This window comes from Nitrobacter sp. JJSN (genome assembly GCF_051912485.1).
In the GTDB taxonomy this organism is placed as follows: domain Bacteria; phylum Pseudomonadota; class Alphaproteobacteria; order Rhizobiales; family Xanthobacteraceae; genus Nitrobacter.
Window position 1 is genome coordinate 2,291,824 of record NZ_CP196822.1, and the last position, 14,375, is coordinate 2,306,198.

Consider the following 14,375-nt stretch of genomic DNA (forward strand, 5'->3'; position numbering starts at 1 on the left):
GATTACGAATGCGACGATGCATTGGCATCGTTCGGCGTCAGAACCACCGGCCAAGGCACCGGAATGATGAACTGACCGCCCCATTGCTGAATCCCTGCAAGCTGCTCCGTGATCTCCTCGCGCAGGTTCCAGGGAAGAATCAAGACATAATCCGGCTTGCGTTTGAATATCTCGTCGGGCGGCACGACCGGAATCCGCGTGCCGGGCAAAAGCAATCCCTGTTTGTACTCGCTGCGATCCGCCACGTAGGGAATGAAGTCACGCCCGATGCCGCAATAGTTCAGCAGCGTATTGCCTTTGGCAGGTGCTCCGTACGCAGCAATGGACTTTCCCTGTTCAATCAGATCAATCAGAAGCCGCAGCAGTGCGCGCTTCAGCTTATGCGCATTGCGATCAAAATGGACGTACGTCTCGGCTCTATCCAATCCGAGAGCCAGTTCTTCCTGTTGCAGATCCGCCAGCGCGGCGGAAGCCGGTCTGCCCTCATCCGCATGAGCGACATAGATCCGCAAAGACCCTCCGTGCGTCTGAAGACGCTGGACATCGACCATCGCAAACCCATGCCGCGCGAACAGCGGTTCCATCGCAGTGATCGATAAATAGGAGTAGTGCTCGTGATAAATCGTATCGAACTCATTGCTCCGTATCATTTCCAGCAGATGAGGAAACTCGAAGGTAGCGGTCCCCCCTTCTTTCAGAAGAATCTTAAAGCCTGCAACAAAGTCGTTGATATCCGGCACATGAGCCAGGACATTATTGGCGATGATAAGGTCCGCGGCACCGCCCTGCTCCCGCAAGCGCCGCGCGGTCTGCGAGCCGAAAAACGCGACCTCGGTATGAACCTGCCTGAGGTCCCAGGCCGCCCCTGCACAATTCGCGGCCGGGTCAACACCGAGACAGGGAATGCCACGCTGCACGAAATACTGCAGCAGATAGCCATCGTTGCTGGCGACCTCGACTATGCGCGACGACGAATCAAGCGCAAAGCGTTCCACCGAATAATCGACGAACTCGCGTGCATGCCTGAGCCAGCTTTCGGACACCGACGAAAAATAGACATACGCGCCGTGGAAATGCGTTTCTGGCCGTTCGAAATCATCGAGCTGAACCAGCCGGCAGGCATCACAGACGAAACTTCGCAGTGGATAGAATTTCTCGCTGAACGATGCCTGGTCGGCGCGAATGAACGCATTCGAAATCGGCGTCATGCCAAGATCCACGAAAACCGTGGTCAATGGCGCGCCGCACGAGCGGCACGTTGATACTTTGGGCGTCATCAATCCCAGATCCGCCACGGCGCCCGGCCAGACTGCCACAATTCTTCAAGCGCCATTTTATCGCGCAGCGTATCCATCGGCTGCCAGAAACCGTAATGGCGATAGGCCGCAAGCTGGTTGTCGCGCGCCAGAGCTTCGAGAGGCGCAGATTCCCATGAGGTCTGATCGCCATCGACCCGATCGATAACTCCAGGATTGAGTACAAAGAACCCGCCGTTGATATGCGCATTGTCGCCAGGCGGTTTCTCCACGAAGGATTTGACAGAAGATCCTTCGATTTCCAGCGCTCCATAACGTCCCGGTGGTCGCACCGCGGTCACTGTTGCGACCTTCCCGTGTTCTTTATGGAATGCGACCGTGCCTGCGATATCAACATCGGAAAGCCCGTCGCCATATGTGAAGCAGAATGGCTCGTCCGGATCGAGATAGTTTCGCACCCTCTTGAGACGGCCGCCGGTCAGCGTCGCCTCACCCGTATCGACTAGCGTAATCCGCCACGGCTCGGCGTTGCTCTGATGATAGGTGACGCTGTTCTTCGCCGCATCGATCGTGACATCGGAATGATGCAAGACGAAGTTCATGAAATACTCTTTGATCATATAACCTTTGTAACCAAGACATATGACGAAGTCATTCAAACCATGATGCGCGTAAAGCTTCATAATGTGCCAGAGAATCGGGCGCCCACCGATCTCGATCATTGGCTTCGGCCGCGTCGATGTTTCCTCAGATATTCGCGTGCCCATCCCGCCGGCAAGGATCACGACTTTCATAACATCACTCGCTTGTCCAATGTCGCTGATCTCACCTCAAGACTGCCCACTTTGCACCGGACGGCACCGCGCCTCGACATGAAATCCGACGGTAAATTCCTTGATAAGAATAGCCTTGTCGATCTTGTAGAGATAACGAGGAAGCAAATTTCCCATGAGGTTCAGGAGCTGCTTGCCATGCCGTTCGTGCAAGTTCTTGTGCTGGTCGTAAGTCGATTCGAAGCGCACACACTCCTGAGCGAGATGAGCGAAGAAGCCATGGTTCGGCTCAATCGACACGACATCGCAACCGAACTCGGTCAAGAATTTGCGGTACCAGTGGTCCGTGTAGCCGCCATAGAAATGATACGGCTCCTGATGCAGACCTGACCCGAGAGGGGCTGTGATAAAGAGCCGTCCACCCCGCTTGGTGATCCGTATCATCTCCTTGAGCGATTCGATCGGATACGGGACGTGCTCCAGGACCTCGGTGCAAAGAATAACGTCGAAAGACTCATCTGGAACCGGGATCGCGGTAATGTCCGACACATGGTCGATCTTCGCGTACTGACCCTCCGCACCCTTATAGCCCTCGTATTGCGCGAAATCCTGAGTTTCATATTTGCAATGAGCAAATAGCCCCTTGTAGGGCGCGGTGCCGGCACCGATATCTAGCACGCGAGATCCGGGCTCGACTGATTTTGCCCTGTCAGCGACCCATTTGTCGCGAAAGCCCGCATTGAACCTATAGACATCGCCGCTGTCATCCGCCGCTTGCTTATCGAGATAATTGTGGAGATCTTGAACGCTGAGCCAAGATGATACGTTCTGCACCCATCGCATGAGGCCGTTTGCAATGCGCCGTGTCAGCCTGCTTGCCACAGCCGGCGGCGAGGTATTGTGATTCATAATTCTGTGATCCTATACGCAGAAGGTGACTCATTTTTCTGGTTTCAAAAAGCTGATCCCCACGTCTTTCTATTTTGTCAGTTCAATATACTCGCGCCAGTAAATCGATGACGAGCAAATCCCGAGAGCCGCTTCCTTGCCGCAGTTGGCGATGGGGTCGAGAATCGTCACGTACGGCACGAACTCCCCGTGAAGCTGCGGCCACGGATGGTTCTGATAGGACATATACGCGACTTCGATCTTCTCGCGCTCAAATATCTCATGATCCAGATACTTCAGCGCGCCAAGGCCCGTAATGTATTTTGTCGCCTGCGTCTTCTTCGCGATCTCCAGAAGTCGGACGCTGCTCCTGCCCCCAACATTGCAAGCCGACGAATATCCAAACGATGTGCCGATACCCAGCCATGCAGCGACCAGTTCAACCGCATTGGCATTGAACTCGGCGACATTGCTGCTCGGGTGAGCATAGATTCTCTCGGCAAGATCGAACATTTCCGGGAAATATGGGGCCTCACCATAATAGGCACGCAGCGTTCTCAGATGCTTGTCGCGCCAATCGTCGCCCTCGACATACCAACTTTCGCGGATGGTCCGCCCGGATCGCCTGCGATCAATCGGCGCGGTCAGCCATCGCACCCCGTCCGGTCCTTTGACCTGCACCCGCGATATAAAGCTCCGCCCCTGCGGCAATTGCACATCGTCATAATGGATGAACCGGTCGGCAAGGCGAACCTGCTCGAACAACCCGATCCAGGGTAGAAACATCGGCTGAGAAACGACCAGATTCATGGGATCAGCGCCCTCGTCCCGAGCTGGCCCTGAAACCTGTCGAACGCGGCGATAGATGCCTCCGCGCGAAGGGCAGGACTGCACGACGGGGTGGTTCGCCTGGAAGCTATCCAATTCACGGCTTCAGAACCCGGCGAGACCGAGACCGCCCCCGAATGCATCCATTCCAGCAGGCAAAACGCAAGATACGTCTTCTGAACGTAGGACACGCGGCTCCAGGAATCTGCTGTGGCCGATGCGTCTATTGGCGAAGCCACCTGAGCCACAATCAGACCGTCGTCCGGATTCGCGTTGGTCACATGCAGGGTCGCGCCCACGAACCCGGCATTCCGCGCCCGCGCGCGATCCAGCGCGTGAAATCCGCTGTAAGCGGGCAAAAGGGACGGGTGGATGTTGAAGCACAGAATAGACGAGAACAGCTCTGATGTGATCAGGCGGGTGAAGAACAACAAAGTGACATCGCACCCGGCCCGGCCCAGCACATCCCTGGCCGCTTCAGAGAACTGAGCATTGCCGGACCAATCGATCCTGTGACACGCAATTCCCATCTCTTCGGACTTGCCGATCGCTTCGCAGGCCCTGTCCGTCACAACGACAACGTCCGCAGGAGACAGAAGATCGCACTCCATCGCCAGTTCGACAGCAGAAAAGAATGCGCTTCCGCCTGCCGAACAGATGGCTCCAACCCTCATTGAGAGGGATCCTTGAAGAGATAGGTCGTGAACTCATAGAGCGGATACGAGTGATCCAGCCTGACGCGGACTGTCAGTTCGTCCATGCACCAGCCCAGAAGCTCGACCGGGCTGCGGTAGTAAAGGTTGTCGGCATAAAAGTTGACCCGATTAGTCATCACGTTAAACGCAACGCCGCGCGTGCAAAGATCGAACACCCGCCGGATCAGCCTCTGCGCAAAACCGTCCATATCCCGGTTCGAAACGCTCAGCTTCTGCGTCAAGATTCCGTTGCACACGACAAAGTCAAAAGTCCTGCTGAGATCCGTTTCAAGGATATCACCAAGAACGAACGTCCCGCCGTCCTGATTGGCCTGCGCCCACGAAATCATGTTCTCGGCAACGTCGATGCCGGTGTAATCCAGATCCAGCTTCTGCGCTCTTGCATATTCCAGAAGCCCGCCATAGCCGCACCCCACATCGAGCAGGCTCACCCTGCCCTTTGCATCGGCCAGAATAGAAAGCATCTTTTGATGACGCAGGGTCGCCCTGCGAACATCGTCGCCCCAGTCAACACCTTTCGACGTGGGACCGAACCTGTCGAAGGTGCCCTTGTAATGAGCTTTGAGAACGTCAGTGACCTTCTCCATCCCTACGCCCTCCTCGACCTTCTCGGGACTCGCATCGCCAACGGTTAGTCCCTGATGCAGCACAAGTAACCTCCGGGCGAACTGGAGAAGATGAGCTTGCCGTTGATCACGGGGTTCACTTCGAAACGATCAGTCTCCTTGAGATACATGTCCCGCGCGGTGAGCGGCTCGTTACCCTTGAACCAGACCTGCGAACGATTTTGCGGCGCGTTCTGCTCATCCAGATGGCCGACCACGGTATCCGCCACCACGAGATACTGCCCTTTCGTCACCAGAGGACCATAGGCCCGCAACTCCGCCAGAACGTGATCCCTACTGTGGTCCGAATCCAGCACGACCATCACCGATGCCCCGTCCGGAATCTGCGCACGAACCTGCGCAAGCGTCGCCTCGTCGGCAGAAGGCCCCTCGATCAGGCTGATCCGCTTGGTCATCGGATGCTGCTCGATGGCTTCGCGGTTGTGGGCTCGAATATCGATATCCACACCGATCACTTTGCCTTTACCCATAAGTTCAAACATCGACGCCATAAAAATCACCGAACCACCGCGAGCGACTCCAGTTTCGATGATCACATCGGGACGGGCAGCAAAGATGACCTCCTGCGTCGCCATGACATCGGCGGGCAACTGGATGATTGGAACGCCCATCCACGTCCACAGGTAGGAGTAGCGATACCGATCGGCCGCAAGGAGGGTATCCAGCGCCTTGTCAAAGACCGCCTTGTCTTTGCCCAACGCTAGCGATTGTTCGATCGCGCTGTTTCGGAATTCGGTTCGATCATCCCCTGCCATGCCGTTGCCAATCAGCTTTCCGTGCGCTTGATGCACATTCGAGTCATCATCGTGGTGAACGTGCGGTCTCGCTCAGGATCCCGCACCTGCGAGACAGCGAACAACACCAATGACGCGCTCCTGCTCGTCGTCCGTGATGTCGTGGAAACTCGGAAGGTTGATCGCACGGCCCGGAATATCCCACGCATGGATGTTTCCGGGCTCGGGCTTGAACATCGGCAAGCCGGACAGCGGATAGAAGAAAACCCGCGCATCGATGTTCTCGTCCTTGAACGCGGCCTGCATCCGCTCGCGCGTCACCGCGCTGTCTCTGTCGAACACGACTGTCGGCATCCACGCGCCGTTGACAATATTGCCGCCATCCGGATTCATCCGCACCATCGGCAGATCGCTCAGCCCGTCCCGATAGGCGTGGAAAACCGCGCGCTTGCGGTTCACCAGATCGTCGATCCGTTCAAGCTGCCCGCAGCCCATCGCGGCCTGCACGTTCGACATCTTGAACTTGAACCCCACCATGTCCGGCCAGAACTGTTTCGTCTGACCTTTTGCACGACCATGGTTCGAAAGCGTGAGCACGCGTTCATAGAGATCGGCATCGTCGGTCACGAACATGCCACCTTCGCCGGTCGTGAGCGTCTTGGTGCCGTGAAACGAAAACGCGCCGAAACGCCCCATGCTGCCGGCGCGCTTGCCGTAGTATTGCGACCCGATGGCTTCGGCGGCATCCTCGATCACCGGAATGCCGTGCCTGTCGCCGATCGCAAGGAGACGCTCCATCTCGCAGAGATTGCCGTAGAGATGAACCGCGAGGATGGCCTTCGTGCGCGGCGTGATCGCGCGTTCGACCATCTCCGGATCGATGCACCATGTGTCGGGAAGGACATCCACGAAAACCGGCGTCGCGCCGAGATGCGCGATGGGCGACACCGAGGCGATCCAGTTGGTATCTGCGAGTATGACCTCGTCACCGTCACCAATACCGAGCGCGGCCATTCCAAGGTGGAGCGCGCCGGTGCAGCTCGATGTCGCAACCGCAAACGTGCTTCCCAGATGCGTCGCAAACGCCGCCTCGAAACGGTGAATGTAGTCGTAGCAGCGGTCCCCCCAGCCGTTGGCCACGGCATCGGTCGCGTAACGCACCTCCAGCTCGGTGATGGACGGCTTGGTGTAAAGGATGCGGGGCTTCATCTAACTTCGGACTAAGCCAGTGTTCAGGACAAAAGCGGCTGATAAATCGAAGGTTGTGGCAATATCTCGCCACCCAATACACCAGCCAGCTGCTTTGCCCACGCCTCCCAGGTCGGGCCTTCTTCTTCAGCAACCATGAATTGCTTCAGTAGATCGCATCCGCTTTGGTACTGTTGCTTGGCAGACCGCGAACTCGTCTTGGTACCAATTGCCACGACATTGCGAAGCGGCGGGGAATGTCCGGACGCCTTCTGACGAATTTCAGCTTTATCAAACCCAAGCATGTTGAACGTATGCTTGAATCGCTCGGGAAACCACTGCCCGACGTGATAGGCCCATCCGTCCACTTGATCCCCCTCAAGATGGCGAATTGCGCGCATCTTTTCCCGGAGATCACCAGCATTGAGAAAATCTCGGAGCGAACCTTCAAAGTCGGGCGTCTCGATATGCAACCGTCCGCCAACTCGCAACCAACGATGCCACCTGATCACGGAAGCTATTGCTACGACCCTATTCAAGTGCTCGAACACATGCTGCAGCCGAACCTCTTCGACAGTATCCGCAGGCAAATCTATTTCCGTCAGATCACAGATGACGTCCGGTGTAACGGACATGATTGCATGTTCCGACTGAGGGAAATCAACATTGACGTAACCTTCGAAATAGGCCGCCCCACAACCAAGATGAAGGCGCAATGGCTGCCCCTTTGCTCTGGCGAAGAGTGCCACAGCCAGATCGGGGCGCTTCGTTTGTGTCAGCTTCTTGAATAGCTCCGATTGCCCGGCAGCGAGATCGAGAACTTCAGACGAACGACGAGACGCAGCAAATACATCCTGCGCACCGAACGTGGTTGCATCGAACACAATACTACCAGGATGATAGTATCCAGGCTTTGGCAACTCAAAAGGAGGAGACGGAACATCACGCTTTTGTTCATGCACCTTCAGGAACGTTGAATGCAGATCCCTGGAGATCGCATATTCGCGGATAGCTTCAACCCTCTCTTCGCGCCGTTCAGCGGGTATATATCCGCCAAAAGTCGATCCAATGGCTGAGCGAAGCAGCGCTCCTTGATCTATCTCGATATCCGAGAAACACGCCACGCTTCTCTTGACTTTTATAAAGGCATCAATGACCGCAAATTCTATAACAGCAACTTGAGGCAGCCCCTCTTCATGCTTAAACTTGGTTTCCCTCCAGAATTTTCTAGCGGACGGATGATCTTTGTCGCCCAAGGTCTGGAGCGTTCCGTTACTCTTGCCACTACCACCATTGATCGACAGCGGACGTTGGCAGAAGACGAATTCTTCTACCTGCGACGCAATCGCGAAAGCAGAATAAACATCCGGAGACACGCCGCCAAAAAACTCACCATTGTTCTTTTCTCGATAGGCTGAGATCAGGTCCATCGAAACAAAGGAATTATAAATGCAGGGTAGCCGGGGGTAGCTGGCACGAAATCCCACGACCTCCGCGACAACATCCCGCGTTTTGAGCAACTCGACTTTGACGCCAAGAGGGATCTGAAGCCAATTGCGGAAACTTGGGATGATATGATTTGGCCAAGTGTACTCGATCTTTTGCCAGGTCACCGCTTTTGCATCGTAATCCGCAGTCAACTGACGCGCAGCTCTGATCGCGTCAGGCAGCAAGCCATCATCGTCACCTAGAACGGTAACAAACCCTTCCTTCACATGCGATAGGGCAAACTCCCAGTGCTCCGCCATCCCCAAGCGAACGCCTGGATTAATATACTTCAACCTGGAGTCGGAGAATGACGCAACAACGTTCGCCGTATCATCAGTTGACGCATTGTCACTCACCAGAACGCACAAATTCTCATCGTCCTGCATGAGACATGTGCGAATCGTGTCAACAAGGGTCTGCGATCGATCGACCGTTGGAATAATGACAGTAAATAAAGGGCCAGAAATCGAAGGGCTGCTAGTCTTACTGAAAACGACCGGCGATTTCTTTCGATCAGCCGCTCTCATCCGATCAGAAAGTTTCCGGATATTTCGCGCAGCAAACCTCCTAGCTCTGCGCAAAAAATCCACCGGCAACAAGTTACCCATCTATTGATCCTTGCTACTACTTTAATTCCAGAAACATCGGCAATGATTTATCGCGATCCGACACGATGACATTTGCTATCGGCCAATCGATGCCTACGGACGGATCGTCGAACCGAAACCCGCGCGCCGATTCCAGTACATATGCAGGTGAAATTTCGTAGTCGACCTCAGTGTCATCTGCGAGAGTTTGAAATCCATGAGCAAACCCTCGTGGGATGTATAGCATCAACATATTGTCCGCGCTCAAAACCTCACCATACCACTTGCCGTAACTTGAGGAATCTTTGCGAAGATCAACCATTACATCGAATACAGCGCCGCGGGTGCATCGAACGAGCTTTGTCTCCAAATGTGGGACGGCCTGAAAGTGCATACCCCGTATAGTCCCAGTGTGCCGATTGAACGACACAGACCGCTGAATGAGATTATCCTCAAGCCCGCGCACCCGAAATTCCTCGGCACAGAATCTACGAGCAAAAAAGCCTCGCCCATCAACAATCGGCTCGATTTGAATGCGAAACGCGCCCTCGAATGCAAGAGGAGTAAACTTCATGCTACCCGCGTCTCACACGACATTACGCAGGGATAGCGAACGTATCCCAAAGCAGGCGTAGTCATATTTTTTCGAGGTCCCAGTTCAGAGCGGGTCGGATAAAACCGGGAATTTGCAGTGTGTAACCGTTCCGATCCGCATCCGCGATGTTTTCGGTAACGTGAAACTGAAGTGCATCCGCCTCATAGAAATGAACCACCACGGGACTTAGAGAGCTCAAAGCAAGCGCAATGGTGTAGTATCCACTATTCAGAAATCTCGAGGGAATCCACATTGTGGACTTGTAAAAGCCCGGCGCAAGTTCGGCGACTCCGCTGGGAGAGCTGATAAAAACACATACATCCTGCATCAAGACGCGAAAGTTCGGTACCAGCAGGCCTCCCGCTTTAAGAACCTCGTAGGTTATCTCAACTCCGACTTCTTCACTGCGATCAAAGTTGCTGGCCTCTTGTCCTTGATCATTGATGAGTCGTGCCTCGCAAAGCTTTACAACATCCGTCCCTGGCCGCTCTTTGTCGGAATTGAATGAGAGTCGAGATCCGACGCCACCCGCGCCGCTTGAGTAATAAAGATCGGAAATCACGTCCGGCGCACCCGATGCGCGCATCTCCCCTTTTTCCAGCAAAATGCATTCGTTGCATAAGCTCGTCACGGTCGACATATTATGGCTGACGAACACCACCGTGCGTCCGTCGCCGGTGACGTCCCTCATCTTGCCGAGGCATTTCTTCTGAAATTCGGCGTCACCGACGGCCAGCACTTCGTCGATGATCAGGATTTCCGGATCGAGGTGTGCTGCGACGGAGAAGGCAAGTCGCGTCTGCATGCCGCTGGAATAACGCTTCACCGGCGTATCGATGAAGGCTTCGACGCCGGAGAAGTCGACGATCTCGTCGAATTTGCGCGCGATCTCCTGCCGGCTCATGCCGAGAATCGCGCCGTTCAGGAACACGTTCTCGCGTCCGCTCAGTTCCGGATGGAATCCGGTGCCGACCTCGAGCAGCGTTCCGGTCCGGCCGGTGATGCGCAATTCGCCGGTGGTCGGCGCGGTGATCTGCGAGATGATCTTGAGCAGCGTGCTTTTGCCCGAGCCGTTGCGGCCGATGATCCCGACGACCTGCCCCTGCTCGATGGTCAGGGAGATATCCTTGAGCGCCCAGAAGGTCTCGTCGGCGCGCGCCGCGCGAGCTTCCCGCGGCCCGGCGCCGATCAGACGCTTGCCCCAGTTCGTCATGACCTCCGACGCCCGGTGGTAGGTGTAGGCCTGCATGCCGCGCCGGTACTGTTTTCCAACGCCGGAAATTTCGATCGCCGATGTCATCTGCCTGGTCCGCGGATGCCCGCCGCCGCGCTCACCGGAACGCGCTGGTCAAATTCGATCAACAAGGGTGCCCTCCACATTGCGGAAGAAACGCCCCCCGCCCCAGAACAGGGCGATGGACAGGCCGACGAACAACGCCACTCCCGCCAGCGAAGGCGGCGCAGAACCAAGCACCGCCCAACGCATCGAATCCACCATCACCGCCGCCGGATTGAGCTGATACAGCCAGCGGATTTGCTCGGGCACGAGAGAGGCCGGATAAACAACGGGGGTAAGATACATGCCCACCTGCATGATAAAAGGCACGGTGATGCCGATATCACGATAGATCGCATTGAGCGGCGCCAGCCACAGCACGATGGCGTAGCCGAAGAACGTGATCGCAAGAAGGATCACGGGAATGAAGACGATCGTCCATTGCACATGCGCGCGGAAGGCCAGGGCAATCACAATCAGGGCCAGGATCGCGATCATGCAGTCAAGGGCCGCTGCCAGCGGCGGAACAAGAGGGATGACCTGCCGCGGAAAAGACACCTTGGTGATCAGCGCGGTATTGGCGACAAGGCTGCCGGTGCCATCCACCACGATCCGGCTGAAGAACTGCCAGACCACGAGCCCGGAGAAAGCGAACAGCGGATAGGGTTGCCCGTCCGAGGGAATGCGCACGAACACCATGAACACGATGGTGAAGATCGCCGTCGTGATCAACGGCTGCAACACCACCCAGAGGAAACCGATCACTGCCTGCCGGTAGCGGATCGCGATCTCCCGCCGCGCCAGCACCAGCAGCAGTTCACGGCTGGTCCAGATCGCACGCAGATCCTCCAGCGCGCTACGTTCGCTGTGCGGTTTGATGATCGTGATTGCATTCGACGTCATGTTTTCAAATTTGCTCGCACGAAGATGGATGGCATGAGGTTCTGTTTGTCCGTTTCCGGAGCATTGCGATCGCGGGTCGCCGCTCGTCGAGGCTGGATGGTTTGCAGTGTCTGCCATCTCGATACAGCGATTCAGGCAGGCTACCGCACTTCGGGTGAAACGGTTCACCCGAAGCAGTTCTTCATCAAAACGGCGGGCACCGCTGCAAGCGGTCTTCCGCCGTATTCAGACCGTTCCGATCGACTCCACCGGAGCCGAAACCCGCACTTCCCGCCCGAGCAGATCGAGCAGCACGGCCACCCTGCGCGCGTCAGCGATACGTTCGATCATCACGCGCGCGTCGGCAAAGATGCCATCGACAATGCGGGCGGGAGAGCCGGCCGCCATGCCCGCCGGCAGACCGAGCTGGACATAGCCGCCCTCGCCTTCACGGGCGCGGATTTCATCGATGACGGCACGCGGCACGCAGGCCGGTTCGTCGCCCGACAGCACGAACTGGCTGACACCGAATGTCGATTGCACCGCGCGCCAGCGATCGCGCGCCAGATCGAGAGCAACGAACAGATAACGCGGAAACAGCGGCCGCGTCACCATTTCCGTTTTGCGCGCGTGGCGGCGGGTGCGCTGATATTTCGGCAGATAGCTCGAAAAGCCCTGACGCTGCAGATTGAATTCGACGCGGGCCTCGGCCTGCGGTTGGGTGTGGACGAGATACCAGGCCGGCTGATCGCTCACGGCGCGCTCCCTTCCACGACAGTGTCCCGCAACCGCAGCCGCAGCAGAGTCGGGGCATGGACACGGCCGGCGCCGAACACCGCAAGCGCGGCATCGTGGCATTCCTGCGCGCCGGCCAGAGCCGTAACGACCGCCCCGTCGAGCGGCTTCAGCGTTTCCATTCGCTGGCGAAGTTCATCGTCATCCGTCACGGCTGCGATCACCGCTGCGATTTCGACGGGATGATCGCGCACGACGAGACCGGCGATTTCGGCCAGTTCGCCCTCGCCGATCAGGATCAGGCGTTTCTGCCCGCGCGCCGCGGCCGTGGCGAACACCTCGCCGCACTGGCTGCGCGCCTGCCGGAAGAACGAGAATGAATCGGAGAGGTAGCGCGCGGTGAGCCGCGACTTCTCGGCAAAGCCGTGTGGCGTCAGATAATAAGCATAGCGCCGCGCCGGAACCGTGCTGACCTTGATCAGACCCTTGCGGACGCATCGCTTGAGATAACTGTTGGCGAGGCCAAGCGCGATATTGAGTTCGCTCGCGACGGTGCGCTGGGTGATCGACGCGTTGCGTTCGACCACGTCAAGAACGGCCAGCAGCGTGCGGTCGTCTTCGGCCGAATCCTGCACCAGATCGACATCGGCGGTCTGCATTCCGCGCCCCGGTTGGCGTTCATCAGGTGAACGCCGTACCAGATACCGCGTTCATGCCATGAACGTCAATCATTCTTAATGTATTTAATTACCTATTAGACACGAATGCCGCGAACGGAGGCGGCTATCAGTCGATCCTCGGCCTCTCCCCGGCTCCCGTTGCAAGCAACCGCCGCTCCCACGCCAACGCGTGGGTCACGATGGTGTCGAGATCGTCATAGGCGGGGGTCCAGTTCAACTCGCGGCGAAGTCTGGTCGTATCGGCAACGATCGCCGCCGGATCGCCGGCCCGCCGGCCCGCCAGCCGCACCGGGAAATCAACCGCCGACACCCGCTTCACCGCCTCGATCACCTCGCGCACAGAATAGCCCTTGCCATAGCCGCAATTCAGCGTCGCGCTGGCGCCGCCGCGCAGATACTCCAGCGCGCTGAGATGCGCACCGACCAGGTCGGTGACATGGATGTAGTCGCGAACGCAGGTGCCGTCTGGCGTCGGATAATCCGTGCCGTAAATGTCGAGGCCATCGCGCATGCCGAGCGCCGCCTGCACCGCGGCCTTGATCAGATGCGTGGCGGCCCGGGTCGACTGGCCGCAGCGCAGACCGGGATCGGCACCGGCGACATTGAAGTAGCGCAGCGCCACATAACGCATGCCGCGCACTTCCGCGACATCGCGCAGCACCATCTCGGTCATCCATTTCGACGTGCCGTAGGGCGACATCGGCTGCGGCAAGGCGGTCTCGGCCACCGGCATCCGTGCCGGATTGCCGTAAACGGCGGCAGTCGAGGAAAATACGAAACGGCGCACGCCTGCGCGCGTTGCTGCATCGATCAGCGCCAGCGATTTCACAGTATTGTTCGTGTAATAGCGCGCCGGATCCGCAACCGACTCCGGTACCACCGACGAAGCGGCAAAATGGACGACCTCGTCCACGAAATGAGATTCGATCAAGCGCGACACCATGTCCACATCGCCGATATCTCCTTCGAAGAAGGGCACCGATGGCGGCACAGCGCTCCGGAATCCTGTCGCCAGATTATCGAGCACGATCACCGGTACGCCGCGGTCGAGCAGCCCGAACACCATATGGCTGCCGATATAGCCGGCGCCGCCTGTCACAAGAACGGTCATGAAGAAAGCCGG

General features: G+C 57.2%; 15 protein-coding genes. All 15 read right to left on the reverse strand.

The window, feature by feature from the left end; translation table 11 throughout:
• Window positions 1-2 precede the first annotated feature (2 nt).
• The 15 genes from ACSZOQ_RS11370 to galE all read right to left on the reverse strand — a co-directional run bounded on the left by ACSZOQ_RS11370 (window position 3) and on the right by galE (window position 14,363).
• Entirely contained in the window at window positions 3-1,277 is a 1,275-nt protein-coding gene (locus ACSZOQ_RS11370; protein WP_439922642.1) for a class I SAM-dependent methyltransferase, read from the reverse strand.
• Window positions 1,277-2,050: a glucose-1-phosphate cytidylyltransferase gene (gene rfbF / locus ACSZOQ_RS11375; RefSeq protein WP_439922643.1), complete on the reverse strand. Its 774-nt coding sequence runs from the start codon at window positions 2,048-2,050 to the stop codon at window positions 1,277-1,279. Before rfbF ends, ACSZOQ_RS11370 begins: the two co-directional genes overlap by 1 nt.
• Window positions 2,051-2,086: 36 nt before the next feature.
• On the reverse strand, window positions 2,087-2,938 hold the full coding sequence (locus ACSZOQ_RS11380) for a class I SAM-dependent methyltransferase (RefSeq protein WP_439922644.1): 852 nt from the start codon (window positions 2,936-2,938) through the stop codon (window positions 2,087-2,089).
• A gap of 69 nt (window positions 2,939-3,007) precedes the next feature.
• Window positions 3,008-3,727 carry a WbqC family protein gene (locus ACSZOQ_RS11385; protein ID WP_439922645.1) on the reverse strand — a complete coding sequence of 240 codons (720 nt, stop codon included), beginning with the start codon at window positions 3,725-3,727 and terminating at the stop codon, window positions 3,008-3,010.
• Window positions 3,724-4,419: a formyltransferase family protein gene (locus ACSZOQ_RS11390; RefSeq protein ID WP_439922646.1), complete on the reverse strand. Its 696-nt coding sequence runs from the start codon at window positions 4,417-4,419 to the stop codon at window positions 3,724-3,726. The genes ACSZOQ_RS11385 and ACSZOQ_RS11390 overlap by 4 nt, the downstream gene beginning before the upstream one ends.
• Window positions 4,416-5,048 (reverse strand): class I SAM-dependent methyltransferase, encoded by a 633-nt coding sequence (locus ACSZOQ_RS11395; protein ID WP_439922647.1) that lies wholly within the window; start codon window positions 5,046-5,048, stop codon window positions 4,416-4,418. Before ACSZOQ_RS11395 ends, ACSZOQ_RS11390 begins: the two co-directional genes overlap by 4 nt.
• Before the next feature lie 44 nt (window positions 5,049-5,092).
• Window positions 5,093-5,842 carry a cephalosporin hydroxylase family protein gene (locus tag ACSZOQ_RS11400; RefSeq protein WP_439926020.1) on the reverse strand — a complete coding sequence of 250 codons (750 nt, stop codon included), beginning with the start codon at window positions 5,840-5,842 and terminating at the stop codon, window positions 5,093-5,095.
• Window positions 5,843-5,914: 72 nt separating this feature from the next.
• Window positions 5,915-7,030 (reverse strand): DegT/DnrJ/EryC1/StrS family aminotransferase, encoded by a 1,116-nt coding sequence (locus ACSZOQ_RS11405; RefSeq protein WP_439922648.1) that lies wholly within the window; start codon window positions 7,028-7,030, stop codon window positions 5,915-5,917.
• A 23-nt stretch (window positions 7,031-7,053) separates the two neighbouring features.
• Entirely contained in the window at window positions 7,054-9,105 is a 2,052-nt protein-coding gene (locus ACSZOQ_RS11410) for a glycosyltransferase (protein ID WP_439922649.1), read from the reverse strand.
• A gap of 16 nt (window positions 9,106-9,121) precedes the next feature.
• A complete protein-coding gene (gene rfbC / locus ACSZOQ_RS11415; protein WP_439922650.1) occupies window positions 9,122-9,658 on the reverse strand; it encodes a dTDP-4-dehydrorhamnose 3,5-epimerase in 537 nt (178 codons plus the stop codon).
• Between the two features lie 61 nt (window positions 9,659-9,719).
• On the reverse strand, window positions 9,720-10,979 hold the full coding sequence (locus ACSZOQ_RS11420) for an ABC transporter ATP-binding protein (RefSeq protein WP_439922651.1): 1,260 nt from the start codon (window positions 10,977-10,979) through the stop codon (window positions 9,720-9,722).
• Window positions 10,980-11,027: 48 nt separating this feature from the next.
• The gene (locus ACSZOQ_RS11425) at window positions 11,028-11,858 is read right to left on the reverse strand and encodes an ABC transporter permease (protein ID WP_439922652.1); all 831 of its coding nucleotides are present in this window, start codon (window positions 11,856-11,858) and stop codon (window positions 11,028-11,030) included.
• Between the two features lie 225 nt (window positions 11,859-12,083).
• The gene (gene nusG / locus ACSZOQ_RS11430) at window positions 12,084-12,593 is read right to left on the reverse strand and encodes a transcription termination/antitermination protein NusG (RefSeq protein ID WP_439922653.1); all 510 of its coding nucleotides are present in this window, start codon (window positions 12,591-12,593) and stop codon (window positions 12,084-12,086) included.
• Complete coding sequence (locus ACSZOQ_RS11435; protein WP_439922654.1) at window positions 12,590-13,231, reverse strand: winged helix-turn-helix transcriptional regulator; 642 nt, start codon at window positions 13,229-13,231, stop codon at window positions 12,590-12,592. The genes nusG and ACSZOQ_RS11435 overlap by 4 nt, the downstream gene beginning before the upstream one ends.
• 127 nt (window positions 13,232-13,358) lie before the next feature.
• Entirely contained in the window at window positions 13,359-14,363 is a 1,005-nt protein-coding gene (gene galE / locus ACSZOQ_RS11440; protein ID WP_439922655.1) for a UDP-glucose 4-epimerase GalE, read from the reverse strand.
• Between the last annotated feature and the right edge of the window lie 12 nt (window positions 14,364-14,375).

Excerpts from the sequence above, each read along its gene's own strand:
- rfbF (WP_439922643.1), bottom strand. The coding sequence starts at position 2,050 with ATGAAAGTCGTGATCCTTGCCGGCGGGATGGGCACGCGAATATCTGAG.
- ACSZOQ_RS11410 (WP_439922649.1), bottom strand. The coding sequence starts at position 9,105 with ATGGGTAACTTGTTGCCGGTGGATTTTTTGCGCAGAGCTAGGAGGTTT.
- ACSZOQ_RS11425 (WP_439922652.1), bottom strand. The coding sequence starts at position 11,858 with ATGACGTCGAATGCAATCACGATCATCAAACCGCACAGCGAACGTAGC.
- ACSZOQ_RS11390 (WP_439922646.1), bottom strand. The coding sequence starts at position 4,419 with ATGAGGGTTGGAGCCATCTGTTCGGCAGGCGGAAGCGCATTCTTTTCT.
- ACSZOQ_RS11400 (WP_439926020.1), bottom strand. The coding sequence starts at position 5,842 with ATGGCAGGGGATGATCGAACCGAATTCCGAAACAGCGCGATCGAACAA.
- ACSZOQ_RS11395 (WP_439922647.1), bottom strand. The coding sequence starts at position 5,048 with ATGGAGAAGGTCACTGACGTTCTCAAAGCTCATTACAAGGGCACCTTC.
- ACSZOQ_RS11370 (WP_439922642.1), bottom strand. The coding sequence starts at position 1,277 with ATGACGCCCAAAGTATCAACGTGCCGCTCGTGCGGCGCGCCATTGACC.
- ACSZOQ_RS11435 (WP_439922654.1), bottom strand. The coding sequence starts at position 13,231 with ATGCAGACCGCCGATGTCGATCTGGTGCAGGATTCGGCCGAAGACGAC.
- ACSZOQ_RS11385 (WP_439922645.1), bottom strand. The coding sequence starts at position 3,727 with ATGAATCTGGTCGTTTCTCAGCCGATGTTTCTACCCTGGATCGGGTTG.
- galE (WP_439922655.1), bottom strand. The coding sequence starts at position 14,363 with ATGACCGTTCTTGTGACAGGCGGCGCCGGCTATATCGGCAGCCATATG.
- ACSZOQ_RS11380 (WP_439922644.1), bottom strand. The coding sequence starts at position 2,938 with ATGAATCACAATACCTCGCCGCCGGCTGTGGCAAGCAGGCTGACACGG.
- ACSZOQ_RS11420 (WP_439922651.1), bottom strand. The coding sequence starts at position 10,979 with ATGACATCGGCGATCGAAATTTCCGGCGTTGGAAAACAGTACCGGCGC.
- rfbC (WP_439922650.1), bottom strand. The coding sequence starts at position 9,658 with ATGAAGTTTACTCCTCTTGCATTCGAGGGCGCGTTTCGCATTCAAATC.
- ACSZOQ_RS11405 (WP_439922648.1), bottom strand. The coding sequence starts at position 7,030 with ATGAAGCCCCGCATCCTTTACACCAAGCCGTCCATCACCGAGCTGGAG.